This window comes from Streptomyces yaizuensis, assembly GCF_034961445.1.
In the GTDB taxonomy this organism is placed as follows: Bacteria; Actinomycetota; Actinomycetes; order Streptomycetales; family Streptomycetaceae; genus Streptomyces; species Streptomyces yaizuensis.
The window spans coordinates 166,351-191,209 of record NZ_BSBI01000012.1 but is presented as its reverse complement, the minus strand read 5'-3'; the positions used below and the strand labels follow the sequence as shown (position 1 = coordinate 191,209).

Annotated in this window: 18 protein-coding genes and 1 pseudogene; 10 read left to right on the top strand and 9 right to left on the bottom strand. The window is 74.9% G+C overall.

The annotated features are described in order from the left end of the window. Positions 1 to 3: 3 nt before the first annotated feature. From SYYSPA8_RS26740 to SYYSPA8_RS26730, 3 genes and pseudogenes are all read right to left on the bottom strand, one after another. A complete protein-coding gene (locus SYYSPA8_RS26740; RefSeq protein ID WP_323449884.1) occupies positions 4 to 2,403 on the bottom strand; it encodes a xanthine dehydrogenase family protein molybdopterin-binding subunit in 2,400 nt (799 codons plus the stop codon). A 131-nt stretch (positions 2,404 to 2,534) separates the two neighbouring features. Next, a pseudogene (locus tag SYYSPA8_RS26735) lies at positions 2,535 to 3,074 on the bottom strand ((2Fe-2S)-binding protein); the annotation flags it as partial. After that, positions 3,065 to 3,949, bottom strand: coding sequence for an FAD binding domain-containing protein (locus SYYSPA8_RS26730; RefSeq protein WP_323449883.1), 885 nt, complete (start codon positions 3,947 to 3,949; stop codon positions 3,065 to 3,067). The gene SYYSPA8_RS26730 and the pseudogene SYYSPA8_RS26735, both read right to left, overlap by 10 nt. 463 nt (positions 3,950 to 4,412) lie before the next feature. On the opposite strand from SYYSPA8_RS26730, the gene SYYSPA8_RS26725 reads away from it, so the two are divergent. The 4 genes from SYYSPA8_RS26725 to SYYSPA8_RS26710 all read left to right on the top strand — a co-directional run bounded on the left by SYYSPA8_RS26725 (position 4,413) and on the right by SYYSPA8_RS26710 (position 8,539). Further along, on the top strand, positions 4,413 to 6,119 hold the full coding sequence (locus SYYSPA8_RS26725; RefSeq protein ID WP_323449882.1) for a helix-turn-helix domain-containing protein: 1,707 nt from the start codon (positions 4,413 to 4,415) through the stop codon (positions 6,117 to 6,119). A gap of 214 nt (positions 6,120 to 6,333) precedes the next feature. After that, on the top strand, positions 6,334 to 6,555 hold the full coding sequence (locus tag SYYSPA8_RS26720; protein WP_323449881.1) for a hypothetical protein: 222 nt from the start codon (positions 6,334 to 6,336) through the stop codon (positions 6,553 to 6,555). Positions 6,556 to 6,905: 350 nt separating this feature from the next. Beyond that, positions 6,906 to 7,739, top strand: coding sequence for a hypothetical protein (locus SYYSPA8_RS26715; RefSeq protein ID WP_323449880.1), 834 nt, complete (start codon positions 6,906 to 6,908; stop codon positions 7,737 to 7,739). Positions 7,740 to 7,852: 113 nt separating this feature from the next. Further along, entirely contained in the window at positions 7,853 to 8,539 is a 687-nt protein-coding gene (locus SYYSPA8_RS26710) for a pyridoxine/pyridoxamine 5'-phosphate oxidase (protein ID WP_323449879.1), read from the top strand. Between the two features lie 72 nt (positions 8,540 to 8,611). Here SYYSPA8_RS26710 and SYYSPA8_RS26705 read toward each other — a convergent pair whose 3' ends face one another. Next, on the bottom strand, positions 8,612 to 9,379 hold the full coding sequence (locus tag SYYSPA8_RS26705; RefSeq protein WP_323449878.1) for a GntR family transcriptional regulator: 768 nt from the start codon (positions 9,377 to 9,379) through the stop codon (positions 8,612 to 8,614). Between the two features lie 159 nt (positions 9,380 to 9,538). On the opposite strand from SYYSPA8_RS26705, the gene SYYSPA8_RS26700 reads away from it, so the two are divergent. Together SYYSPA8_RS26700 and SYYSPA8_RS26695 are read left to right on the top strand one after the other, a co-directional pair. Next, positions 9,539 to 10,402, top strand: coding sequence for a (2Fe-2S)-binding protein (locus SYYSPA8_RS26700; RefSeq protein WP_323449877.1), 864 nt, complete (start codon positions 9,539 to 9,541; stop codon positions 10,400 to 10,402). A 351-nt stretch (positions 10,403 to 10,753) separates the two neighbouring features. Further along, complete coding sequence (locus SYYSPA8_RS26695; RefSeq protein WP_323449876.1) at positions 10,754 to 11,857, top strand: DUF2637 domain-containing protein; 1,104 nt, start codon at positions 10,754 to 10,756, stop codon at positions 11,855 to 11,857. A 93-nt stretch (positions 11,858 to 11,950) separates the two neighbouring features. Here SYYSPA8_RS26695 and SYYSPA8_RS26690 read toward each other — a convergent pair whose 3' ends face one another. The 3 genes from SYYSPA8_RS26690 to SYYSPA8_RS26680 form a co-directional block, all read right to left on the bottom strand. Beyond that, the gene (locus tag SYYSPA8_RS26690; RefSeq protein ID WP_323449875.1) at positions 11,951 to 12,469 is read right to left on the bottom strand and encodes an ATP-binding protein; all 519 of its coding nucleotides are present in this window, start codon (positions 12,467 to 12,469) and stop codon (positions 11,951 to 11,953) included. Between the two features lie 279 nt (positions 12,470 to 12,748). Beyond that, a complete protein-coding gene (locus SYYSPA8_RS26685) occupies positions 12,749 to 14,491 on the bottom strand; it encodes a pyruvate dehydrogenase (RefSeq protein WP_323449874.1) in 1,743 nt (580 codons plus the stop codon). A 173-nt stretch (positions 14,492 to 14,664) separates the two neighbouring features. Further along, on the bottom strand, positions 14,665 to 15,690 hold the full coding sequence (locus SYYSPA8_RS26680) for a protein phosphatase 2C domain-containing protein (RefSeq protein ID WP_407706098.1): 1,026 nt from the start codon (positions 15,688 to 15,690) through the stop codon (positions 14,665 to 14,667). Positions 15,691 to 17,560: 1,870 nt separating this feature from the next. Between SYYSPA8_RS26680 and SYYSPA8_RS26675 the strand changes: the two genes are divergently transcribed. From SYYSPA8_RS26675 to SYYSPA8_RS26665, 3 genes are all read left to right on the top strand, one after another. After that, complete coding sequence (locus SYYSPA8_RS26675) at positions 17,561 to 18,520, top strand: helix-turn-helix domain-containing protein (protein ID WP_323449872.1); 960 nt, start codon at positions 17,561 to 17,563, stop codon at positions 18,518 to 18,520. 84 nt (positions 18,521 to 18,604) lie between these two features. After that, positions 18,605 to 19,087, top strand: coding sequence for a DUF456 domain-containing protein (locus SYYSPA8_RS26670; protein ID WP_323449871.1), 483 nt, complete (start codon positions 18,605 to 18,607; stop codon positions 19,085 to 19,087). Between the two features lie 277 nt (positions 19,088 to 19,364). Continuing rightward, positions 19,365 to 21,710: a glycosyl hydrolase family 95 catalytic domain-containing protein gene (locus tag SYYSPA8_RS26665; protein ID WP_323449870.1), complete on the top strand. Its 2,346-nt coding sequence runs from the start codon at positions 19,365 to 19,367 to the stop codon at positions 21,708 to 21,710. A 53-nt stretch (positions 21,711 to 21,763) separates the two neighbouring features. Here SYYSPA8_RS26665 and SYYSPA8_RS26660 read toward each other — a convergent pair whose 3' ends face one another. Next, positions 21,764 to 23,080, bottom strand: coding sequence for an SGNH/GDSL hydrolase family protein (locus tag SYYSPA8_RS26660; protein ID WP_323449869.1), 1,317 nt, complete (start codon positions 23,078 to 23,080; stop codon positions 21,764 to 21,766). 137 nt (positions 23,081 to 23,217) lie between these two features. Between SYYSPA8_RS26660 and SYYSPA8_RS26655 the strand changes: the two genes are divergently transcribed. Further along, entirely contained in the window at positions 23,218 to 23,583 is a 366-nt protein-coding gene (locus tag SYYSPA8_RS26655; protein ID WP_323449868.1) for a PPOX class F420-dependent oxidoreductase, read from the top strand. 147 nt (positions 23,584 to 23,730) lie between these two features. Here the strand turns inward: SYYSPA8_RS26655 and rsgA are convergent, their stop codons facing one another. After that, entirely contained in the window at positions 23,731 to 24,834 is a 1,104-nt protein-coding gene (gene rsgA / locus SYYSPA8_RS26650; RefSeq protein ID WP_323450004.1) for a ribosome small subunit-dependent GTPase A, read from the bottom strand. Positions 24,835 to 24,859 lie beyond the last annotated feature (25 nt).

Here is a 24,859-nt window from a genome sequence, read left to right as displayed (position 1 = left end):
GGGTCAGCCGCCGGTGAGGTGTTCGGGGCGGACGGGCACCCGGTCGAGCGGCAGCCCGGTGGCGGACCGGATCGCGGCGAGGACGGCGGGCGTCGCGGAGAGGGTGGGGGCCTCCCCGACGCCCCGGAGCCCGTACGGGGCGTGGTCGTCGGCGAGTTCCAGCATCTCGACGGGGATGGCGGGGGTGTCGAGGATGGTGGGGATCAGATAGTCCGTGAAGGACGGGTTGCGGACCCGGGCCGTCACCGGGTCGACCACGATCTCCTCCATGACCGCGATCCCGAGGCCCTGGGTGGTGCCGCCCTGGATCTGGCCCTCGACGGAGAGCGGGTTGAGGGCCTTGCCGACGTCCTGGGCACAGGCCAGTTCGACCACCTTCACCAGGCCGAGTTCGGTGTCGACCTCCACCACGGCCCGGTGGGCGGCGAACGAGTACTGCACATGGCCGTCGCCCTGGCCGCTGACCCGGTCCAGGGGCCGCGTCGGCCGGTGCCGCCACTCCACCTCGGCCTCCACCGCCTCGCCGTCCAGCACCTCCGTGAGCGGCGCCAGCACCTCGCCGCCCTCGGTGACCACCCGGCCGTCCTCCAGGCGCAGTTCGGCGGTGGCCCAGGCGGGGTGGTACGGGCCGAAGCGCACCCGGCCCAGGTCGAGCACCTTCTCGCGGACCACCTCGCAGGCGTGGCGCACCGCGCCTCCGGTGACGTACGTCTGGCGGGACGCGGAGGTGCCGCCCGCCGAGCCGATGCCGGTGTCGGCGGGCCGGATGGTGACCTGGCCGACGCCCAGTTCGGTACGGGCGATCTGGGCGTGGACGGTGATGCCGCCCTGGCCGACCTCGGCCATCGCGGTGTAGACGGTGGCGGCCGGGACGCCGCCGACGGTCTCCAGGCGGACCCGGGCCGTGGAGTAGTCGTCGAAGCCCTCGGAGAAGCCCACGTTCTTGATGCCGACGGCGTAGCCGATACCCCGGACGACGCCTTCGCCCCGGGTGGTGTTGGAGACCCCGCCGGGCAGCGCGCGCGGGTCGACGGTGCCGTCCGCGCTCTCCCACTGGCGCTCCGGGGGCAGCGGCCTGGCCTTGACCCGGCGGAGCAGTTCGGCGACGGGGGCGGGTGAGTCGACGCGCTGCCCGGTGGGCATCAGGGTGCCCTGTTCCATGGCGTTGCGGCGGCGGAACTCCACCGGGTCGAGTCCGAGCCGGGCCGCGACCCTGTCCATCTGGGCCTCGTACGCGAAGCACGCCTGGACGGCGCCGAAGCCGCGCATCGCCCCGCAGGGCGGGTTGTTGGTGTAGAGCGCCAGGGCCTCCAGGTCGACGTGGTCGACGGCGTAGGGGCCGACGGCGAGGGAGGCCGCGTTGCCGACGACGGCCGGCGAGGAGGAGGCGTACGCCCCGCCGTCGAGGACGATCCGGCAGCGGACGTGGGTGAGGCGGCCGTCGCGGGTGGCGCCGTGCTCGTAGCTCAGGCGGGCGGGGTGGCGGTGGACATGGCCGAAGAACGACTCGAAGCGGTTGTAGACCATCTTCACCGGGCGTCCGGTGCGCAGCGCGAGCAGACAGGCGTGGATCTGCATCGACAGGTCCTCGCGGCCGCCGAAGGCACCGCCGACGCCGGCGAGCGCCATCCGTACCTTCTCCTCGGGCAGGCCGAGGACGGGGGCGATCTGGCCGAGGTCGGAGTGCAGCCACTGGGTGGCGACGTGCAGGTCGACGCCGCCGTCGGGGGCGGGGATCGCGAGCCCCGACTCGGGCCCGAGGAACGCCTGGTCCTGCATGCCGAAGACGTACTCGCCCCGGACGACGACATCGGCGCGGGCGGCGGCGGCCGTCGCGTCGCCGCGGACGACGGGCTGCCGGTGGACGATGTTCGGGTGCGGCACGTGGGCGGCGTGGTGGTCGGTGCGGTGTTCGTGGACGAGGGGTGCGCCGGGTGCGGTGGCCGACGCCTCGTCGGTGACGACGGGCAGTTCCCCGTAGTCGACGCGGATGCGGGCGGCGGCGCGGCGGGCGGTCTCGGGGTGGTCGGCGGCGACGAGGGCGACGGGTTCGCCGTGGTGGCGCACCTTGCCGTGGGCGAGGGCGGGGGTGTCCTTGATCTCCAGGCCGTAGGTCTTCTGCCGGGCGGGCAGGTCCTCGTAGGTGAGGACGGCGTGGACGCCGGGGGTGGCGAGCGCGGCGGAGATGTCGATGGAGTGGATGAGGGCGTGGGCGGTGGTGGAGCGCAGGGTGTGGCCCCAGAGCATGTCCTCGTGCCACAGGTCGGAGGAGTAGGCGAACTCGCCGGTGACCTTGAGGACGCCGTCGGGGCGGAGGGTGGACTCGCCGATGCCGCCCCGGGTGGGGGAGGTCTGGGTGAGTGCGGCGGCGGCACGGGGGACGGTCACGCGGGGGACGGTCATCGGGCACCGCCGTCCCCGCGCGGGCCGGTTCCGCCGCCCGTGCCGCCGGTCGTTCCGCCACCCGTACCGCCGGTCGTTCCGCCACCCGGGCCGCCGCCCCGTATGGGGGCCGGGGCGGAGGCCGGGGCGGGTCGGCGGGCCGCCGCGAGCCGGACGGCGTCGAGGATCTTCTCGTACCCCGTACAGCGGCACAGGTTGCCGGCCAGGGCCTCCCGGATATCGGCGTCGGAGGGCTCCGGGAGCCGTTCCAGGAGTTCGTCTGCGGCGACGAGGAGACCCGGGGTGCAGAATCCGCACTGGACGGCCCCGGCGTCGATGAACGCCTGCTGTACGGGGGAGAGCCCGGCCTCGCGGGGGGTCCAGCGCCGGGCCTGTGCGAGCGGGGTGCCGCCGGGGTCGGAAGGCGTGGCGCCGTCCCGCCGCCGCGCGTGGTCGGCGAGCCCTTCGACGGTGACGACGTCCCGGCCCTCGGCCTGACCGGCGGCGACCAGGCAGGCACAGACTGGAACCCCGTCGAGACGGACCGTGCACGATCCGCATTCGCCCTGCTCACAGGCGTTCTTCGAGCCGGGCAGGCCCAGCCTCTCCCGCAGCAGGTAGAGCAGGCTCTCGCCCTCCCACACATCGTCGGCCTGGTGTCGGCGGCCGTTGACCGTGACCTTCACGCGCACGGGGCACTCCTCTCCTCACGGTACGACTCCCAGGTCCAGGTGAGCGTGCGGCGGGCCAGGACGCCGACGGCGTGGCGGCGGTAGGCGGCGGTGCCCCGGACGTCGTCGATGGGGCGGCAGCCCGCGGCGGCGAGCCGGCCGAACTCGGCGGTCAGCCCCGGGTCGAGCGGGGCCCGGCTCTCCCAGAGGCCGCCGTCGGCGAGCGCGGCGGTCAGGAACTCCTCGGCGACCGTGGCGCGCAGCGGGGTGGGGGCCGCGGATCCGATCCCCGTCCGCACGGTCCCTCGGCGCGGGTGCAGGGCGATCCCGAAGGCACAGACCGCGATCACCATGGCGTTGCGGGTGCCGACCTTGGCGTACTGCTGGGGCCCGTCGGCGCGGTCGATCCGGATCGCGCGGATCAGTTCGTCGGGGGCGAGGGCGTTGCGTTTGACCCCGGTGTAGAAGGCGTCGATGGGGATCAGCCGGACCCCTCGTACGGATTCGGCCTCCACCTCGGCGCCGGCGGCGAGGAGGGCGGGGTGGGCGTCCCCGGCGGGCGACGCGGTGCCGAGGTTGCCCCCGACACCGGCCCGGTTGCGGATCTGCGGGGAGGCGACGGTACGGGCGGCGACGGCGAGACCGGGCAGCGGACCGGAGAGTTCCGCGATGATCCGGGTGTACGGGACCGAGGCGCCGAGGCGCACGGTGCCGCCGTCGGTCTCCCAGTCGGCGAGTTCGCCGATCCGGCCGAGGTCGAGCAGGTGGTCGGGGCGGCGGTGGTCGAAGTTGATCTCGACCATGACGTCGGTGCCGCCGGCGAGGGGGACGGCGGCGGGGTGCTCGGCCTTGGCGGCCAGTGCCTCCGCCCAGCTCGCGGGCCGAAGGAAGTCCATGAGCGTTCTCCTCCGGCCGTCGTGAGGGACGGGCTCCGGGGGGGGCCGGGCCCGTCGGCGGCGTGGTCCGCCGCCGGGTGCCTGCTGCTTCGCCGCGGATGCGCGGGGCGGCAGTGGTCCTGATGGTGCCGTGGGTCACGTTAGGCGCTGTGCGGTGGTGCGTCGCGGCAGGCGCACGCGGGTCCCGCGAAGTCGTACGACAGCGCCTTCCCGGGCTCCTTCCCGGGCTCCTTCCCGGACCCGACCGGGCCCTCCCGGCCAGTACACAAGCCGGTCCGCGCCGCAGTGCAGTCACTGATGACATGAAAGAGTTGGCTGGTCGTCCGGGTCATCTTGTAGATTCGAACGAAAAGTGGGACGCGGTCATGGCACCGTTCGCCCAGGACACCGCGGCCAGGGGCCCCGGTGAGCGACAAGAACCACGAGTACGACGAGTACGACGAGACGGATCGGCGAGGACGAGATGCGGCTGCGCGCACTGCTGGAGAACGACGCGCTGGGGCTGCGGCTGCTCGGTGGCGGGGACGAGCTGGACCGTGGTGTACGCGGCGTGATGACCACCGATCTGCGCGACCCCAGCCGGTATCTGTCGGGCGGGGAGCTGGTGCTCACGGGGCTGGCGTGGCGGCATTCGCCCGAGGACTCGGAGCCCTTCGTCCGGATCCTCGCGGCCGCGAAGGTGGCCGCGCTGGCCGCCGGCGAGGCGGAGCTGGGAGCCGTGCCGGACGATCTGGTCGAGGCGTGCGCCCGCCACCGGATGCCGCTGCTCGCGGTGCACGAGTCGGTCGCGTTCGCGACGATCACCGAGTACGTGGTGCGCCAGGTCTCGGGCGAGCGGGCGGGCGATCTCGCGGCGGTCGTGGACCGGCACCGGCGGCTGATGACCCCCGGTCCGGCGGGCGGCGGCCCGGACGCGGTGCTCGATCTGCTCAGCTCCGATCTCGACCTGCCGGCCTGGGTGCTCTCCCCCACCGGCCGGCTGATCGCGGGCTCGGCCGGCGACCTGCCCCCGGGCGCGGGCGCCGACCTGGCGCGCGAGCATCTGGCGGCGACCCGGGCCGGGCGGCGGGCGCCCTACCGGGTGACGGCCGGCACCACCACGTACTCCCTCTTCCCGGTGGGTTCCGCCGCTGCCGGGGAAGCGGCGGACGTCCGCGCCGATGTGCTCTCCGACTGGCTGCTCGCGGTCGAGGCGGACGCGGGCGACTGGCCCGCCGAACGGCTCGACCTGCTCCAGGGCGTCACCCAGCTGATCGCGGTGGAGCGGGACCGGCGGGAGGCGGCGCGCACGGTACGGCGCCGGCTGGCCCAGGAGGTGCTGGAACTGGTGCAGACGGGCGCCGCCCCGGCGGAGATCGCGGCCCGGCTGCGGGTCGCCGCGCCGGTGCTGCTGCCGGGGCTCGGGGCCGCGCCGCACTGGCAGGTCGTGGTGGCCCGGGTCGCCTGGGGCGAGGACGCGGCGGAGGACACCCCCCGGGACGCCCCGGGCGCCGGGCGGATCGCCCAGTCGCTGCTGGAGGAGATCCTCGCCGACCCGGCGGGCGCCGGCACGGACATCGGCGACCGGATCGCGGTCGCCCACACCGGCGGCGAGGCGGTCGCCCTGGTACCGCTCCCGGCACCGGTGGCCGGGGCGCCGGCGGACACCGCCGGGGCCGCTCCCGCCACCGGTGCGGGACTGGACGCGGCGACGCTGCTGAGCGCGGTCGGCGACCCGCTCGCGGCGGGCCTCGGCGACGACGGCCGGCTGACGGTCGGCGTGAGCGCGCCCGTCAGCTCCGCCGAGGGGCTGCGCGGGGCGCTGGAGGAGGCCCGGCACGCCCGCCGGGTGGCGGCGGCGCGACCCGGCCGGGTCTGCGCGGCGGGCCATGACGAACTGGCGTCGCACGTGCTGCTGCTGCCGTTCGTCCCGGACGACGTGCGGCGGGCGTTCACGGCGCGGCTGCTCGACCCGCTGCGCGAGTACGACCGGCGGCACCGGGCGGAGCTGATCCCGACCCTCGACGCGTTCCTGGAGAGCGACGGTTCGTGGACCCGGTGCGCGCAGCGGCTCCATCTGCATGTGAACACGCTGCGGTACCGGGTGGGGAGGATCGAGCAGCTGACCGGGCGGGACCTGTCCCGGCTGGAGGACAAGCTGGACTTCTTCCTGGCGCTGCGGATGAGCTGAACGCGGATGAACTGAAGACGGATGTACGGAAGGGGCGGCCGGTACGCGGGAGTACGGCCGGTACGCGGGAGTACGCGGCGGGCGGACCGTGCCCTTCCGGGCCGCCGCGCACGCCGTCCGCCCGGCTGACCGGGTGTCCGGTTCCCGCCGCCCCTGTTCCCCGGCTTTCCTTGACTCTCCACGACTTTCCGCCGTTCCGGGCAGGGAACCGGACATGCCGCGCCCCCGGGGCATGCCCCGGCACGGGGGCGGTCAGGGATTCTCCCGGACATCCGCGACGGACCGGGGAGGCTCCATGGGCCGGCAGATGCTGTGCGGCGCGCCGACCAAGGAGGGTGGGCGCTGCCGCAACAAGGCGATGATCGGCTACTCCCGCTGCCAGCTGCACCGGGGCCCGTGGACGCCCGTGCAGCAACGGCGCCGCAAGAAGCGCTGATCCCCGGCCGGACCGTCGCGCCGGGGGTGTGCGGGACGGCCGGACCGGTGCGCCGGGGCGTGCGGGAGGTACGCGCCGGGCCGTCGCGGGCGGGAGCGCGCGCGGCGGCCGGAGCCCGGAAGGAGTGCGCCCCCGTACCTCATGCGCCAGGGGGACGGCCGCCGTACGGGATTGACTGGAAACAGCTGGTTCCGCGCGTCGGCGTTCCGGCCACCGGGCGAGCCCCGGCAACCGGCGCCTGACGGCACATGAGACCCCCGGCGGCGGGTGGATCACGGCCCCGGTCGGCCACAAGAGATTGTGAAACAATTCACCAAACCTCTTGGCCCGGTGGGTCGTTCCATGCTGAGATGCCCTCTACTCATCAGCTCGATGGCGTGCTCGGGGAGGCCGTAGTGGCGCATACCGCCGTGTCTGGTTCGGGAACCACAGCAGGTGACGATCCCCTCCGGAGCGCGGTACGGCGGTTGCGTTCACGCGGCTGCTGGACCGAAGCGGCGGCACTGCTCACCCCCGGTACGGAGGACCCGGCGATCACGCTGGAGCGTGCCGGACTCCTGGTGGAGCGGTGCCTGTTCACCGGCGAGGGCTGGGCGGACGCCGAGGAGGCCCTGCGGGCGGCGGAGGCCGCGGCGGGCAGCGACGAGGAGCGCGGCGCGGCGGCGTGCGAACGCGGGCGGCTGGCGTACGCGGCGACCCGGCTCGGGGTCCGCGACCGGGCGGACGAGGCCCGTTCGGCCCTGGGGCGGGCGGCGGCCCTGCTCGCCCCCGGCTCCGCCGGGAGACCGCTGCTGGACTTCCAACGGGGCCTGGTCGCGGAGTACATCGGCGAGGCCCCGCAGGCGGCCCGCGCCGCCTACAGCAGGGCGCACCAGGGCGCGCAGGAGCGGGGCGATGTGCTGCTGCTCTCCGCCACGTGGTACCACCAGGCACGGCTCTCCCTGCTGGAGGGGGCGTTGACGGACGCGCGCCACGGCTTCTCGGAGGCGCTGCGCATCCGGGTCGAGCTGGGGCATCTGATCGGCACACCGGCGGTGCTGGCGGCGCTCGCCGACTGCGAACCCGAACCGGAGGCCGGACGGCTGCGGGCCGAGGCGGCCCGGATCTTCCGCCTCCTCGGCGGCGTCCCGGTCTGGCTGGCCCCCGCCCTGGCCTTCCCGGCCCACCCCGGGCCGGCGGCCTGAACCGCCGCTCCCGGCCCGGCTCGCCGGGCGGTTCCGCGTCCTGGCGCCGTCGCGGGACCTACTCGGGCCGGCTTGGATAAGGTCGGAGCAGAGATCCGGTCGAGGGGGGCTCGGTGGACGGCAGGGACGGTGCGGGGCAGGTCGGGAACGTACGGGCGTGGCTGCGCGGGCTGGAGGTGTTCGCGGGCCCCCTGGCGGATTTCGACCCCGGGGCCGCCCCCGCCGATCCGGTCGACCTGTTCCTGGAGTGGCTGCGGGAGGCGGTCGCGGCCGGCGTGCCCGACGCGCACGCGATGACGCTGTCGACCGTGGCCGGGGACGGGGGCCCCGACGCACGGGTCCTCGTGCTCAAGAACGTCGACGGCGACGGCTGGCAGTTCGCCCTGCACGCGCGCAGCCCCAAGGGGCGCCAGCTGGCCGGCCTGCCCCGCGCGGCCCTCACCTTCTACTGGCCGCTCCACGGCCGCCAGGTGCGGGTGCGCGGCACCGTCGAGCCGGCGTCCCCCGAGCGGAGCGCCGCGGACCTGCTGGCCCGGTCCGCCTCCGCCCGGGCCGAAGTGGAGCTGGGCCGCCAGAGCGATCATCTGGAGGACACCGGGGAACGGGAGCGGGCCCTTCGGGAGGCGCTGGCCCGCGTCGAGTCGGATCCCGCCCTGGTCAACCCCGAGTGGACGCTCTGCACCCTCGTCCCGGTCCATGTCGAGTTCTGGCAGGCGGACAGGGACCGCCTCCACAAGCGGCTGCGCTACGAACGCCCCGGCCCTGCCGGCCCGTGGCAGCGCCACCTGCTGTGGCCGTAGCCCGGCGCCCCGGCGGCCCTGCACCCGGCTGAACAGCCACCCTCGCCCCGGGGCGCGCCGGCCGCCGTGCCGTCAGGAGTCCGGGGCGGCGAAGTGGGACTGGAGCAGGGCCGGGAGGGCCTGGAGGTCGCCCGCGGCGAGCGCGTCCAGGAGGGCGAGGTGTTCGGCGGCGTCGGCGGCGAGGGAGGGTGAGCCGGTGCGCGGCCGCTGGGCGCGGCGGTGCAGGTCCCCCGCGACGGCCACCAGTTGTTCGTTGCCCCCGAGGGACAGCAGCGCGCGGTGGAAGGCACGGTCCGCCTCGGCGTAGCAGGCGTGGTCGCCCCCGGCCGCCGCCGTGACGGTCGCTTCGGCGAGGGGCCGCAGCTCGTCCCAGCGGGCGGCGGGGAGGGTCCCGGCAAGCCGGAGCACCACGGGGATCTCGACCAGGGCGCGGACCTCGGCGAGTTCGGCGCGTTCCCGGGGGCCCCGGACGACGACCCGGAAGCCCCGGTTGGGTACGACCTCGACCGTGCCCTCGGTCGCGAGCTGCTGCATGGCCTCGCGGACCGGGGTGGCGGAGACGCCGAGCCGTTCACCGATGGCGGGGGCGGAGTAGACCCCGCCGGGGGCGAGCGAGCCGTCCATCAGGGCGGCCCGCAGCTCCCGCAGCACTTGCTCGCGGACGGAGTGGCGGCGCACCGGGCGCGGTCCGGCGTCGGGCGCGGAGGTGCCACGGGTCTGTCCGGGGATGCGCGCCGGCACGCGATCCGGCTCCGGCTGCGGCTCGGAACCCGGCGCGGCGGCCGGGGGCCGGTACGACTGCGGCGACGAAGCCGTCGTACACGGTCGTGCCTGGTCCACTCGGGTCCTCCTCGGGCCGGTCCGGGGCCGGATGCCGGGGCCGGCCGGCTGCTCCCGGGGCCTGACTGCACGATAGGCGGACGGGGGACGAGGTCAAACACCGGGGCCGTCGGATAAGGTAAGGCTAACCTGCTAACGATCGCGATACGGTGGTCCGGCATGACCCTTCCCGCACTCCTGCCCGCCCCGGTGTCCCCGGCGTCCCCGGCGTCCCCGGTGACGGGTGCCTACGCCCGTCTGACCGAGGTCTTCCCGCACCTGACCGTGCGGGAGACGGCTCCGGGCGAGCCGCTGCCCTCGGGCGACGGCTGGGTGCGCGCCGACGAACTGGCGGCGGGCGGCCCGGCGCTGGACGCCTTCCTCGACTGGGACCGCGCCCAGGTCCGGCGCGACTACGGCGAGGGCGCCCGGCCCGACGTGATCGCCGGCTTCGGGCTGCACCGGTTCGCCTGGCCCGCCTGTCTGCTGATCACCGTGCCCTGGTTCCTGAGCCACCGGGTGCCCGCGATCCTGCCGGAGGACGTCTCCTTCCAGCGGGCCCTGGGGCGGATGACGGTACGGGTGACGGGCTTCGCCTGTCTGCCGGGCGACCCCGCGGCCGCCCTCCCGGGCGCCCGGGTCGTCGACGGCGAGGAGGCCCTGCGGGCGGAGGTGCGGGCGGCCGTCGCCGCTCTGGCCGGGCCGCTGCTCGACGGTTTCGCCACCCGGATGCGGCGCGGCAAGCGGGCGCTGTGGGGCATGGCGACGGACGACTTCGTCGAGGGCCTGTGGTACATCGGCAGTCTGCTCGGCGAGGAGGACCGGGCCGTCGCCGAGTTGGAGCGCCTGCTGCCCGGCGCCCTGCGGCCCTTCGTCGGCCTGCCGGGCTTCCGGAAGCTGACGGGCCCCCAGGGCGAGCAACTGCCCACCAGGGACCGGGCGAGCTGCTGCCTCTTCTACACGCTGCGGCCGGAGGACACCTGCGTCACGTGCCCGCGCACGCCCGACGCCGACCGGGTCGCACGCCTGCTGCCCGGCGCCTGACCGGCCCCCGCCCCGGATTCCCCCGGCTTCCCCGGGCGCCCTCGGGCTTCCGGGACGGGCTTCCGCCCGCTTCCACCCGTGTACGGTACGGCCGTTGACCCTGCCCGGTCACGACCCTGCCGTCGACCCGCTACGATTGCGCCGCTGTGGATGTCACGCCCCGCGTGCGGGTGATATAAATCGTACGCAACTCCCGCTGCCCGTACGGCAGTCCGAGTGAAACCCACCTATCCGCGTGCCGTAATGGCCCCATTGGCGTTCTCTTGCCACAAACCCGCCTGGGATCGCCCGGACTTCGGTCACTATGGCGGCCGAACGCCTTACCGCGGTGCAGACGCAAGGGACACCAAGATGAGAGACATACCGCTGAGTTGGCTGCTTCCCGGCGGCGTCATGGTTGTGGGAATCCTGGTGGCGGTCGTGGTCCTCACGCGCGGCAAGAAGGCCGGCGCCGAGGCGGCCAAGCAGGAGGACACCTGGGAACGCAGCGAGGAGCGGCGCAGACGGAAGGAAGCCATATACGGTACGGCCTCCTATGTGCTGCTGTTCTGCTGTGCGGCCGTCGCCGCCGCGCTTTCCTTCCACGGTCTCGTCGGCTTCGGCCGGCAGAATCTCGGGCTTTCCGGCGGCTGGGAGTACCTCGTCCCGTTCGGACTCGACGGCGCGGCGATGTTCTGCTCGGTGCTCGCCGTCCGTGAGGCCAGCCACGGCGACGCGGCGCTCGGCTCGCGGCTGCTGGTGTGGACCTTCGCGGGCGCGGCGGCCTGGTTCAACTGGGTGCACGCGCCGCGCGGCGTGGACCACGCGGGCGCCCCGCACTTCTTCGCCGGCATGTCGCTCTCGGCGGCCGTGCTCTTCGACCGCGCGCTGAAGCAGACCCGCAGGGCCGCACTGCGCGAGCAGGGTCTCGTGCCCCGCCCGCTGCCGCAGATCCGGGTGGTGCGCTGGCTGCGCGCGCCCCGTGAGACCTTCAACGCCTGGTCGCTGATGCTCCTGGAGAACGTGCGCACCCTGGACGAGGCGGTCGAGGAGGTCCGCGAGGACCGGCAGGCGAAGAAGGAGGCGCAGCTGCGCTCCCGCGAGCAGGCGAAGCTGGACCGGGCGCGGATCAAGGCGCTCAACCGGCAGCACCGCGCCTGGGGCCGGGGCCGGGTGCTGCGCGATCCCCAGCTGCCCGCGCTGGCCGGCGCGGGGTCCGTCCCCCCCGGGGGTGGTGGGGGCCAGAGCGGCTCCGCCCAGGCGCTGCCCGAGGGGTCGGCGCCCGTAGTGGAGCCTGCCATAGAAAAGGAGCGGCAGCCTCTTCCGTCCCGGGCCTCGCTCCCGTCCGCCGACTCGACCGCCTTCGACCGTGAACCGATCATGGTCGATCTGACCGCCGAGGACGACACCCAGACCCTGCCGCGCCTGGACTCCCTGGAGCGCAAACTGACCGACCTGGAGAAGCAGTTCGGCTGAGGATCCCTCTGCGGCCGCGCAACGCGTACGGCATGAGGACGCACGGCCCGGTGCACATGCACCGGCACACGGCGAAAGGCCGGTCCGAGATGATCAGACCGGCCTTTCGCCGTGCTCCCGGCCCGGCCGGTGGAGTTCAAACCAGACGACCTTGCCCATGCCCTGGGTGCGTATGCCCCAGGAGTCGGCGAGGCTCTGGACGAGGAACAGTCCCCTGCCGTTGGTGTCGAGGGAATCCTGCCGCAGGTGGCCCGGCGGTCCGGGCGCCGGGAGCCCGGTGATGAAGTCCCGCACCTCCACCCGCAGGGTGGACGAGGCGACCACCGCGGTGACCACGGCCCCCTGCTCGGTGTGGACGAGCGCGTTGGTCACCAGCTCGCTGGCGAGCAGCTGCGCCACGTCGGTGCTGTCGCACCGGCCCCACTGCCCCAGTAATTCCCGCAGCTCACGGCGTATTTCGGGGACCGCGTGCAGATCCGCGCGGCCTAATCGGCGATGGAAGCGGCGACGGCCGGCGACCGTGCCGGGCGCTCTCGCCGGGACCCTGGCGGCCGTGTGCTCGACGGGCCCCTCCTGACACATCCGCCGCTCGCGCTGTGCCGCGTGTCCCACGGCCGTACCGTGTCCGCCATGGTGGCCCCCGTGGCCTCCGCTGCCGGCCCCGACCTGACGCCCAGTCATCATCCCCACCCGTACGCCGGGAACCGGCCCGGCCGAATCCGTTGACCCCGTGTGTCGAAAGCTGTCAAGGACAGGATTGCCCGGCGCGCGCGGAACGCATACCTATCACTCCGTCAACCCTCCGGGAAAGCGACTGCTTTGGTACGGGGCGCGGACGGCGGCTACGTACTTCGCCGCAGTGCCGACCCGCCCCGGGCAGGAGGGGCCGTCTCAGGGTCTGGGCACATTGCGCAGATTGGAACGCGCCATCTGCACCATTCGTCCGACCCCGCCGTCCAGCACGATCTTGCTGGCGGAGAGCGCGAAGCCGGTCACCATCTCGGCGCTGATCTTCGGCGGGATGGAGAGCGCGTTCGGGTCCGTGACCACGTCCACGAGGGCGGGGCCCCGGTGCCGGAAGGCGTCCTTCAGGGCTCCCGCCAGCTGTCGGGGCTTCTCGACCCGTACGCCGTAGGCGCCGCAGGCCCGTGCGACGGCGGCGAAGTCCGGGTTGACGTTGGTCGTCCCGAACGAGGGCAGCCCGGCGACCAGCATCTCCAGCTCGACCATGCTGAGAGCCGAGTTGTTGAAGAGGACCACCTTCACCGGGAGGTCGTACTGGACCAGGGTGAGGAAGTCCCCCATGAGCATGGCGAAGCCGCCGTCGCCCGACATCGACACGACCTGCCGTCCCCGGTCCGCGAACTGTGCGCCGATGGCCTGCGGCAGCGCGTTCGCCATCGAGCCGTGGCTGAAGGACCCGATGATCCGGCGGCGCCCGTTGGGCGAGAGATATCGGGCCGCCCAGACATTGCACATCCCGGTGTCGACGGCGAAAACGGCATCGTCGGCGGCGAGGTCGTCCAGGACGGAGGCGACATATTCCGGGTGCAGCGGAACGTGTTTGTCCACTTTTCGGGTGTACGCCTTGATGACGCCTTCCAGGGCGTCGGCGTGTTTCTTCAGCATCCGGTCGAGGAATTTCCGGCCGGCCTTCGCCCGCACCCGGGGCGTGACACAGCGCAGGGTCTCCCGGACATCGCCCCAGACCGCGAGGTCGAGCCGGGACCGGCGGCCCAGCCGCTCCGGCCGGATGTCCACCTGCACGATTTTCACATCGTCCGGGAGAAAGGCGTTGTACGGAAAGTCCGTGCCCAGCAGAATCAGCAGATCGCATTCATGGGTCGCCTCGTAGGCCGCGCCGTAACCGAGCAGTCCGCTCATCCCCACGTCGTACGGGTTGTCGTACTGGATCCACTCCTTGCCGCGCAGGGCGTGGCCCACGGGGGCCTTGAGCCGTTCGGCGAAGGCCATCACCTCGGCGTGGGCGCCCGCCGTGCCGCTGCCGCAGAAGAGGGTCACCCGGTCGGCGTCGTCGATCAGCCGCACCAGCCGGTCGATCTCGGCGTCCCCGGGGCGTACCGACGGCCGACTGGTGACCAGCGCGTTCTCCGCCGCCTTCACGGGCGCGGGCTGGGAGGCGACATCGCCGGGGAGCGAGACCACGCTCACCCCGCCGAGGCCGATCGCGTGCTGGATCGCGGTCTGGAGCAGCCGGGGCATCTGCCGGGGGTTCGAGATCAGCTCGCTGTAGTGGGAGCACTCCCGGAAGAGCTGGTCGGGGTGGGTCTCCTGGAAGTAGCCGAGTCCGATCTCGCCGGACGGGATCTGGGACGCGAGGGCGAGGACCGGGGCCATGGAGCGGTGGGCGTCGTACAGCCCGTTGATCAGATGGAGGTTGCCGGGGCCGCAGGAGCCGGCGCAGGCCGCGAGCCTCCCGGTGATCTGGGCCTCGGCCCCGGCGGCGAAGGCGGCGGTCTCCTCGTGGCGGACCTGGATCCAGTCGATGGCGGAGGTGCGGCGGATCGCGTCCACGACGGGGTTGAGGCTGTCGCCGACGACTCCGTACATCCGCTCGACACCGGCGCGGACGAGCAGATCGACGAATTGCTCCGCGACGTTCTGTCTGGCCATGGATCGGACACCCTTTCTGTGCGCGGGCACGGGCGCGGGCGGGCGCACGGCGGCGCCGGTGCGCCGTGTCACCGACGCGGTGGCACGGCGGCACGCGCCTCGGTGACACGGCGGCTCGCAGGTCCATCAACCCATGGGGAGCGCCGTACCGCAGCCCGGGTGCGTCCGGCGGGTCAGCCCTCCCAGAGGGCGGCGGCGGTGCGGTCGTCCGCGTAGCCCTTGACCCGCAGGCCCAGATCGGTGAGGAAGGCCGCGAGGCCCGGGGGTCCGGCGGGGTCCGCCCAGCGGGCGGCCAGCTCGGCGGCGAGCGCGGGTTCGCCGCGCAGCGGTTCGGCGAAGCCCGCGCCGCTCAGCAGGAGCGTGTCGCCGGTACGGGCCGTCAGCGCGCGGAAGCGGAACGGCTCGCCCGGCGGCGCGTCCGCATCAGCGGACGGTTCGGTGGGCTTGGGCAGCGTCGTCCCGGCGGGTTCCAGGTCCTGCCAGGCGCCGTCCCGGAGCCGGAAGAGCCCGCCGGGGCCCGCGCCGAAGAAGACCCGGACGCGGCACCGGGGGTCGGCGGGGATCAGGAGGCAGCGCAGCCCGGCGGTGTACTCCTCCGGCGCCACACCCAGGTCGGCGGCGGTGGCACGGAGCCTGCCGAAGCCCCGGTCGGTGAGCCGGTGGAGCCCGGAGCGGAGGTCTCCCCTGCGTTCGGCGCGGATGTCGTCGGCGAGCCGGGCGTGGCTGCGGCCCACGGCACCGCCGATCCACCGGCAGACGTCGGCCGCGGCGAGCCGGGACCCCTCGGCGGCACGCGCCCCGCTGGCGACGGCCACCAGCACCAGCGCGGCGGAGCCCTTCCCGAACCGGGCGGTGAGCAGCGCGTCGTGCCGGGGCTCGCCCCGGTAGCGCGCGGAGTCGCCGCGGACGGAGGCGGCGCGGAGCACGGCGGTGCCGCAGCGGGCGCCGTCGAGCACGGTGTCCGGGGTGTGCCGGGCCAGGTTCTCCGGGGTGGCGGCGGGCAGCGCGGTGGGCTCCGGGTCGTAGGTCGGCGGCCGGTCCCCGATGTGGCCGGGGTGCGCGGCGGCCCGCACGGCTCCCGTACGGCCGCCCGGGTCCGGCGGCGGTACGGCCTGGTCCAGCGGTACGGCGGGGTGCGCGGGCGGCACGGGCCGCGGCAGCTCCTCGGGCGGCTCCCAGGGGGCGCGCGCCAGCGGCATCACCGGCGGTCCGGAGCGGCCCGGAGCGGGGGCCTCCGGTACGCGGGGTCCCGGTACGCCGACCGTGCCCCGGCGGGCGTCGGCGCGGTCCTCTTCCGTACGGGGACGCGTGCTGGCTGCGTCCGGGACGGCGGGATCGCCGGAGCCGTCCGGGGGCAGGGGCGGGGGCGGGGCCCCGGTCCGGCGCTCCGCCGGGCCGCGTGCGCCTCCGCCGCCGAAGCCGTCGTCCGCGCGACGGCCGGATCCGGGGTCGACCCGGCCCGAAGCCCGGGGGCCATCGGGCGAGCGCCCGGGTAGACCGGTGACGGGTGGCGCGATCGCGCCGCCCTGGTCCGGCCCGGAGGACTCGTCTGCGCCGGCCCGGATCCGGGGATCGGGACCACGTACCGGTACGGCCGACTCCGCCGGATCGACGGCATCCGTACCTGCCCCGGCCCGGTCGGACACACTCGGACCCTGCGGAGGGACCCCCGGTACACCGCTCACAGGCGACACCCCCGCCCCACCGGCACCCGACCCCGAGGACTCGCACACACCGGCCCGGCCCCGGGAATCAGCACCACGTACCGGCACGGCCGACTCCGCCGGATCGACGGCGTCTGCGCCCGCGCCCGCCTCCAGCCGGTCCGACAGGCTGGGGCCGCGCGGGGCACGCCCTGCCCCGGGCGGCGCCGGCGTGGCGCTGCCGGTATGCCGTCCGTCCCCGGCGTCGGGGTCGGGGTCGGCCGGGGCAGGGGCCGGGCGCCGGGAATCCCGTGCCGTGGGGCGGCCCGATGTGCGAGGCGACGCGGGCCCGGTCGCCTCCTCCGTACGGGCGGCGGGCTCCGTGTCGCCCCGCGTGGCGTGCCGGGAATCCCGTACGCCCTCGGCGTCCACCGGGTCCGACGGGCGGCCCGAGCCGCCGGGGCCACCGGAGGGGTGCCCTGCCGGAGTTCTTCCGGCATCCGCGCCGCCGGCCGGTTCCGGGGCACGGATGGAGCGCGGCGCCGCGGGCTCGGCCGCGTCCTTGCGAACCGTCGGCGCCCCGCCGTCCCGTTCACCGTCGGAGCCGGAGCCTTCCCACGCCGCCGACGGCGAGACCGGTTCGGCGGCCTCCGTGACGCCCGTGAGGGTCGTCAGCAGGGGGGCGCCGGGGCGCCCCGTGCCGACCGGAGCGCGCTCCGGCGTGGGGGTGCCCGGGTGGGGGACCGCCCAGGGGCGGACCCGGGAGACGGGTGCCGTGCGGGCCGGCTCCTGGGGCGCGGGCCGGGCCCGGGTGGCCGATTCGGAGCGCAGCAGGGGGAGTTCCCACGCGGCCGGGACCGCCGATGTTAAGGACGCGGCGGGGGCAGTCGGTGGATCCGGTGGCAAAGGCGCCGGCTCGTGGATGGCCGAGACAGCCGAGTCGAAGTGGGTGTCCAGGGTGGCGTCCGGCGCCCCTGGCGGGGCGGGGTCCTGGGCGGGCTCCTCGTACAGCCGGTTCCACCAGTTGTCTTCGGCCTGCTGCGTCATGCGCGTATTGTCCACCGCGCTCCCCTCCGGGAAACAGATCGCGCCGAAAAGCGATAAGCGCCCCATCAGTGTGACGATCGGATGAAACACACTCAGGCGCGCGTTCGCGCCACCGCCGGAAATCGCCCTGTCACCCGGCGGGAAGCGGACTCTGGGAAAGTGTCACCGGCGTGCGCTCCGCCCGGGGGTTCCGCTCCGGCGCACACCGGAGGGGGACGACGAATCCCCACGGACCGCTCCATCGTTACCCGAAAGAGTCAGCGGGCCGGACGCGTACACCCCCGGCCCGGGGCCCGCGCCCGTCACCGGACGTCCCCCGGCGGGGAGCCGTGCCCGGGCCGGGGGATGATGTGCGAGGCGTGAATGGGAGGGTCTTGGGGTGCTGGGAGCGATTGGTCTCGACGCGGGTCAGGAGTCCGCGTACCGCGCGCTGGTCGCGCTCGGCGCGGCGGAGGTCGCGGATCTGGCGCATCGGCTGGCCCTGCCGGAGACCGACACGGAACGCGCCCTGCGCCGGCTGGAGCAGCAGGGGCTGGCCTCGCGCTCGTCGGCCCGGCGGGGGCGGTGGGTCGCGGCCCCGCCCGGGGTCGCGCTGGGGGCCCTGCTCACCCAGCAGCGCCAGGAGCTGGAGCGGGCGGAGCTGGCGGCGGCATCCCTGGCGCAGGAGTACCGGGCGGAGGCGGCCGAGCCCGCCGTGCACGACCTGGTGGAGCTGGTGACCGGCGCGGGCGCGGTGGCCCACCGGTTCGCGCAGCTCCAGCTGGGCGCGGTCGACGAGGTGTGCGCCCTGCTGACCGAGCCGCCGCACCCGGATGCGGTGCGGACCCGCCCGGGGGTGGCGCTCCGGGTGGTCATCGAACGGGAGACGCTGGCCGCCACGCCGTCCTCCGTGCTGTCGCAGCGCGACGCGCAGCTGCGGGTGGTGGACCGGGTGCCGGGCGGTCTGGTGGTCGCCGACCGGAGTCTCGGGATGGTGCCCCTGACCGCGCGGAGCAGTGAGCCCGCCGCGCTCGTCGTGCACGGCTGCGGACTGCTGGACGCGCTGGTCGGGCTGTTCGACGCGGTGTGGCGGGAGGCGTTGCCGCTGCGGTCGGCGACCGGGGGGTTCGAGGAGCTGGCGAACGGGCCGGACGCCACCGATCTGGAGATCCTGTCGCTGCTGCTCGCGGGGATGACGGACGCCCGGGTCGCGAAACGTCTCGACCTGGGGCTGCGGACGGTGCAGCGGCGGGTGAAGGGGCTGATGGAGCTGGCGGGGGTGACGACCCGGCTCCAGCTCGGCTGGCACGCGTACGCACGGGGCTGGGTGTCGCGGGAACCGGGCGCGCCGCTTCCGTAGCCGACCGCCTGTCCGCCCCCTCCCGGGGATCCGGCGCGGCCGCGCCGGGCTGCGGGAGCCGTCCCCGTCCGGCACCCTGGGCAGATGGGCGTGTGGCAGCTCCTGCTCGTCGGCCTGGTGATGGCCCTGGGCCTGGTCGGGGCGGTGGTCCCGGGCGTTCCCGGGCGGTGGCTGGTCTGGGCGGCGCTGCTGTGGTGGTCGCTGGCCGAACGCACCGGCGTGGCCTGGGTGCTGCTCGTCGCCGCCACCGTGCTGCTGCTGGTCGACCAGGTGGTGGTGTGGCTGCTGCCCTCGGAGGGCGGCCGCGGCGGGGGAATGACGCGGCGGATCGCGCCTTGGGCCGGATTCGGCGCGGTGGCCGGTTTTCTGCTGCTGCCGGTGGTGGGTGCGGTACCGGGGTTCGTCGGGGGTGTGTACGTGGCGGAGCGGCGGCGGCTCGGCGGCCACGGGCGGGCGGCCGCCGCGACCCGGGCGGTGATGCGCGAGGGCGGCACCGGCGCGCTGGTGGAGCTGCTGGCCTGTCTGCTGGTGGCGGCGGCGTGGCTGGTGGTGGTCGTCAAGGGCTGAGCCGCCCGTACCCCGGGGGTGCCGCCGGGAGGCTCCCGCTCGCCTTCCTCCCTGAATCCGGTTTAGATACCCGGATACCCCTCGGATCTCTTGGCCCGTATTGACGGATGGAAGCCGCCTTCTTACCTTCCGTCAGGTGAGAGCTCGGATGAATTCCGTGAGCCACCCGGGAGGCGCCATGGCACCCGCACCATCACCCCCACCCCAGCCGTCCGAGCCGTCCCAGCCATCGGGGCCGTCCCCCCAGCCTTCGCAGCCCGACCCGACCAGGAGACGGGTGCTCGCCACCGGAACCGCGCTCGGGAGTGCGCTCGGGGGCGCCCTGGCGCTCGGGACCGCCGCACCGGCCCACCCCTCCCCCACTGACGGCACCGACACCGCGGACACGGAGGTCACGGCGTACGCCGACAGCTGGCGTACCGTCCTGGACGACGCGGACCTCGTCTGGCGGCGGCTGCCGACGGCCTGGTTCGAGGGCCCGTTCCTGGGCAACGGATTCCTCGGTACGGGTGTCTACGCCGAGCCCGGCGGCACGGCGGTCCGCTTCACCGTCCAGCACTCCGAGGTGCAGGACCACCGCCCCGAGTTCGGCTCCCTCTTCGGTCTGGCCCGGCTCCCCGTCGGGCACTTCACCCTGGAGCCGGTCGGCACCGTCACCGCGGTCGACTGGCGGCTGCGGCTGCGCGGCGCCGAGCTGACCGGCACCCTGACCACCACCGCCGGCACCCTGCGGCTGCGGGCCTTCGTCCACTCCACCACGCCGGTGCTGACCGTCGAGCTGACCCCGGACGACGGCGAGCGCGCCGCCCGCTGGGTCTTCCACCCGGCGGTGGCCGTCAGCCCGCGGGCCGCCTTCCGCCCCCTGCCGGAGGGCTACCGGGCGAACCCCCCGGCCGTCGTGGAGCGGCACGGCGAGGTCACCGCCGCCGTGCAGCCACTGCTCGCCGGTGGTGAGCACGTCACGGCCTGGCGGGAGCGGACCACGCGTCGCCCCGGCCCGGACGGCCATATCCGTACCCGTACCCTTCAGGTCACGGTGGCGCATTCCTTCCCCCGGACGACGGCGAGACAGCGCGCGCTGCGAACGGTGCGCCGTGCGTCGGCGGTCCCGTACGACGTGCTGATGGCCCCCCACCGGGCCTGGTGGGACCGCTACTACCGCAGGAGTTTCCTCTCGCTGCCCGACGCCCGGCTCCAGCGCTTCCACTGGATCCAGCTCTACAAGGCCGCGTCGGCGGCCCGGCGCGACGCGCCCGTGATGGCGACGTGCGGGCCGTGGCTGGAGCCCACGCCCTGGCCCGCCACCTGGTGGAACCTCAACGTCCAGCTGGCGTACTGGCTGATCCACGGCTCCAACCACCTGGAACTCGACGCCGTCACCCGCGCGCTGGGCGAGTTCCGGGACCAGCTGACGGCCGAGGTGGCGCCCGCGTACCGCGCCGACTCGGCGGGCATCCCCAGAACCACCGACACCCGGCTGGTCAACGGCGGAGCCACGCCCTCCGGCCAGGGCTACGGGGTGGGCATACCCGGACAGAACCCTCCCACCCCCGAAGTCGGCAACCTCACCTGGGCGCTGCACAACGTCTGGCTCTCGTACCGCCACACCATGGACGCGTCGATCCTGCGGGACACCCTCTTCCCGCTGCTGCGCCGGGCCGTCAGCTACTACCTGCACTTCCTCGCGCCGGGCCCGGACGGGAAGCTGCACCTGCCGAGGACGTTCTCACCGGAGTACGGCGTCGACGCGCCGGACTGCAACTACGATCTGATGCTGCTGCGCTGGGGCTGCCGCACCCTGCTGGAGTCGGCCGCCGAGCTGGGGGTCGTGGACCCGCTGGCGGACCGCTGGCGGGAGGTCCTGGCCCGGCTGACCCCGTATCCGGTGGACGCCGGCGGCTTCATGATCGGCGCGGGGGTGCCCTTCGCCAGGTCGCACCGGCACTACTCCCATCTGCTCGCGGTGTATCCGCTGTACGAGATCACCGGCCGCACCCCCGACGAACGGGCGCTGATCGAACGCTCCCTGAGGCACTGGGTGGCCTTCGAGGGCGCCCTCCAGGGCTACACCTTCACCGGGGCGGCCTCGATCTCCGCACTGCTGGGGAAGGGCGAGGACGCGCTGCGCCACCTGGAGCGGCTGCTGAGCCGGTTCATCCGGCCCAACACGCTCTACCAGGAGTCGGGTCCGGTGATCGAGACGCCGCTGTCGGCGTCCCAGTCGCTGCACGACATGGTCTGCCAGTCCTGGGGCGGGGTCGTCCGGGTGTTCCCCGCGCTGCCCGCCGCCTGGCGGGAGGTGACCGTCCACGACTTCCGTACGCAGGGGGCGTTCCTGCTCAGCGCGGTACGGGAGGAGGGGCGCACCCGCTGGGTGCGGCTGCGGAGCGAGGCCGGGGCGCCTTGTGTCGTACGGCACGGGATCGAGGGCCCCGTCGAAGTGCGGGACCGGCGCGGGCGGCCGCTGCGGCACGAGGACGCGGGGACGGGCGACGGCGCGATCCGGCTGCGGCTCGGCCGCGGGGACACGGCGCTGATCACCCGGGCGGGCGACCGGCCGGCGCTGCGGATCGCGCCGGTGCGGCCGAACGGGCCCGCCGCGCCCTGGGGGCTGCCCGGCTGAGTACTCCCCCGGCGTTCCGGGGCCCGGGTTCGCGCACGGGCCCCGGGCGGGGCTCAGCGCGCGGCGCGGAGGACTGCGGCGCGGAGGGCCGGCGTGCGGAGTGCCGAGGTGTGCAGGCGGAGGTCGGCGAGGTCCACGGCGTCGGCCATGGCCTGGAGTCCGGCGTCGTTGAAGTGGAGGTGGTCGCCGGGGTCGTAGGCGGGCAGGATCCGGTTCGGCCGGGCGGGGTCGCGGACGGCGGCGTCGAAGTCGGCGACCCCGTCGAAGAGCGGACTCGTCCGGATGAAGCGGTTCACCGCCTGACGGACGGCTTCGCGGGCCTCGGTGTAGCCGGGGTGGCCCGCGTAGGGGGCGATCGTGCCGCCGACGACATGGACGCCCCGGGCGTGCGCGCGGGTGGCGAGCCGGCGGAACGCGGCCTCGTAGACGGCCGGGTCGGCGGCCTCGGGGGTGCCCTTGATGTCGTTGATGCCGATCATCACGATGACGGCGCGCAGCCCGGGGCGGGAGAGGACGTCGGCGTCGAGACGGGCGAGGGCGCTGGGTCCCGTACCGTCGCGGAGCAGCCGGTTCCCGGCGATGCCGGCGTTGACGACGCCCAGCCTGCGGTGCGGGGGCAGGGCCCGCAGCCGGGCGGCGAGCCGGTCGGGCCAGCGGCGGTTCGCGCTCGCCGTCGACCCGGAGCCGTCGGTGATGGAGTCGCCGAGGGCGACGAGGGTGCCGCGCGCGCCGGAGCCGAGGACGTCGACGCCGCTGAGGTAGTGCCAGGAGCCGGTGGTGGCGGTGTAGGGGGTGCCGCTCCCGTCGGCGGTGTGGTCGCCGCCGGGGGCGAGGAAGTTGGTCTGGAGGGCGGACCGGTGCTGGGTCGCGGGGCCCGGGTCGCCGGGTGTGTGGAGGGTGACGAGGAGGTTCGCGGCGGCGGGGACCCGCAGCGGCACCGGGTCCGAGAGGAGGTCCCGGCCGGCGGGCACGGTGGCGGAGGGCTCGCCCCCGAAGGTGGCGGCGCGCAGCGAACCGGGGACGGCGGCCGGGCTCCTGGGCGCTCCGGGGACCTGGAGGGCCACGGTGGCGGCGCCGATCCGCAGCGGCGCGGTGCCGAAGCGGTTGGTGACCCGGATGCGGGCGGCCCGGCCGCCGACGCTGGTGTGCACGACGTTGCGGATGGACGTGCCGGGGAGCGGGGGCACGGCGTGGGAGGGCGCGGCGCCCCAGGTGCCGGTCCAGCCGCCGCGGTGCGGGGCGTCCCGCGCGGGGCCGGCCGCCGGGTCGCGGTCGGCGGCGTGGACCGGCCCGGTGGCGCCGGGGGTGCCGAGGAGGGTGAGCGCCACCGTCGCGGCCAGGGTGGTGAGCAGGCGCCGGGGTGCGGACATACGGATTCCTCCCGCTGCTTCGGGGCGGGGCCGCGCGCGGGCGGCCGGGTATGACCGCACTGTGGCAGAGGCCGGTCCCGCTGCCCATGCGGCAGGCCGCCCGGTGGCCCGCGGACGGGGCGTGTGAAGCTGCGTGCATGACCGAATTCACCGAGGCCGAGCGGGCCTATCTCGCGTCGCAGCGACTGGGGCGGCTGGCCACCGTCGATCCGAAGGGCCAGCCCCAGGCGAATCCCGTCGGCTTCTTCCCGCAGGCGGACGGGACGATCCTGATCGGGGGGTACGCGCTGGGCACCACCAAGAAGTGGCGCAATCTGCGGTCCAACCCGAAGGTGGCGCTGGTGGTGGACGACATCGTCAGCGTCCGGCCGTGGCGGGTGCGGGGGGTGGACATCCGGGGGGACGCGGAGCTGCTGACGGGGCCGCACGACCTCGGACCGCACTTCAGCGAGGAGTTGATCCGTATCCACCCCAGGAAGATCCACAGCTGGGGTCTGGAGTGACGGTCCGTTCCGCGTCCCCGGCGGCCGCCGGCTTACGGCCTGCGGCTTACGGCTTTCCGGCCGACGGCAGGCGGCAGGCGGCTTCCGGTCGGGCGCGGGCACGGGCCCGGGCCCGGGGCGGCGCGTACGCTCCCCGGGCCCGTCCGCTCACCTCAGGCGCCCGCGCTTGGCCTCCATGGCCGCACGCCCCTGCGCGCCCTTGATCCGCCACTCGCGGCGCATCTCGGCCCGGGCACGGGCGTCCGTCTTGGCGACGATGTAGCGGTTCTCCCTGATCAGCTTCCGGTAGCTGGTGAGCCGGCGCTCGGCCAGCGAACCGTCGGCGATCGCCGCGAGCACGGCGCATCCGGGCTCGGCGTCGTGCCCGCAGTCGTGGAAGCGGCACCCTTCGGCGATCTCCTCGATCTCGGCGAAGGTCTGCCCCACCCCGGCCCCGGCGTCGAAGAGGCCGACCCCGCGCAGTCCCGGGGTGTCGATCAGCACTCCGCCGCCGGGCAGCGCGAGCAGATTCCGGGTCGTGGTGGTGTGCCGGCCCTTGCCGTCGGTGTCCCGGGCGGCCTGGACCGTCATCGTGTCATGGCCGATGAGGGCGTTGGCGAGGGAGGACTTCCCCGCGCCGGAGACCCCCAGCAGCACCGTCGTGCCGCCAAGGACCAGGGCCGTCAGTACGTCGAGACCTTCGCCGCTGTGCGAACTGACGGGCAGGACGGACACGCCGGGCGCGGTGGCCTCCACGTCCTGGACGAGATGGGAGAGCACGCCCGCGTCCGGGACCAGGTCGGCCTTGGTGAGCACGACCAGCGGCTGGGCGCCGCTCTCCCAGGCCAGGGCGAGGAAGCGCTCGATCCGCCCGAGGTCGAGTTCGACGGCGAGGGAGACGGCGATGACGGCGTGGTCGACGTTGGCGGCGAGGATCTGCCCCTCGGAGCGCTTGGAGGAGGTGGAGCGGACGAACGCGGTGCGGCGCGGCAGATACGCGCGGACGAAACGGGGGTCACCGGCCGGGTCGACGGCGGCCCAGTCACCGGTGCAGATGACCCGCAGGGGGTCGTGCGGGGTGACGAAGGCGGTGTCGGCCTGGACCGGGCCTTCGGGGGTGATCAGGTCGCAGTGGCCACGGTCGACGCGGACGACCCGGCCGGGGAGCAGGCCCTGGGCGGCGTACGGAGCGAACGCGGCGGCCCACTCCTCGTCCCAGCCGTACGGGGCGAGAGCGGCCTCGACCTGGGCGGAGGCAGCGGAAGAAGTCAGGTTCAGGTGCAGCGGATTGCTGGAC

Excerpts from the sequence above, each read along its gene's own strand:
- SYYSPA8_RS26740 (WP_323449884.1), bottom strand. The coding sequence starts at position 2,403 with ATGACCGTCCCCCGCGTGACCGTCCCCCGTGCCGCCGCCGCACTCACC.
- SYYSPA8_RS26730 (WP_323449883.1), bottom strand. The coding sequence starts at position 3,949 with ATGGACTTCCTTCGGCCCGCGAGCTGGGCGGAGGCACTGGCCGCCAAG.
- SYYSPA8_RS26725 (WP_323449882.1), top strand. The coding sequence starts at position 4,413 with ATGCGGCTGCGCGCACTGCTGGAGAACGACGCGCTGGGGCTGCGGCTG.
- SYYSPA8_RS26720 (WP_323449881.1), top strand. The coding sequence starts at position 6,334 with ATGCCGCGCCCCCGGGGCATGCCCCGGCACGGGGGCGGTCAGGGATTC.
- SYYSPA8_RS26715 (WP_323449880.1), top strand. The coding sequence starts at position 6,906 with ATGCCCTCTACTCATCAGCTCGATGGCGTGCTCGGGGAGGCCGTAGTG.
- SYYSPA8_RS26700 (WP_323449877.1), top strand. The coding sequence starts at position 9,539 with ATGACCCTTCCCGCACTCCTGCCCGCCCCGGTGTCCCCGGCGTCCCCG.
- SYYSPA8_RS26695 (WP_323449876.1), top strand. The coding sequence starts at position 10,754 with ATGAGAGACATACCGCTGAGTTGGCTGCTTCCCGGCGGCGTCATGGTT.
- SYYSPA8_RS26685 (WP_323449874.1), bottom strand. The coding sequence starts at position 14,491 with ATGGCCAGACAGAACGTCGCGGAGCAATTCGTCGATCTGCTCGTCCGC.
- SYYSPA8_RS26680 (WP_407706098.1), bottom strand. The coding sequence starts at position 15,690 with ATGCCGCTGGCGCGCGCCCCCTGGGAGCCGCCCGAGGAGCTGCCGCGG.
- SYYSPA8_RS26670 (WP_323449871.1), top strand. The coding sequence starts at position 18,605 with ATGGGCGTGTGGCAGCTCCTGCTCGTCGGCCTGGTGATGGCCCTGGGC.
- SYYSPA8_RS26660 (WP_323449869.1), bottom strand. The coding sequence starts at position 23,080 with ATGTCCGCACCCCGGCGCCTGCTCACCACCCTGGCCGCGACGGTGGCG.
- SYYSPA8_RS26655 (WP_323449868.1), top strand. The coding sequence starts at position 23,218 with ATGACCGAATTCACCGAGGCCGAGCGGGCCTATCTCGCGTCGCAGCGA.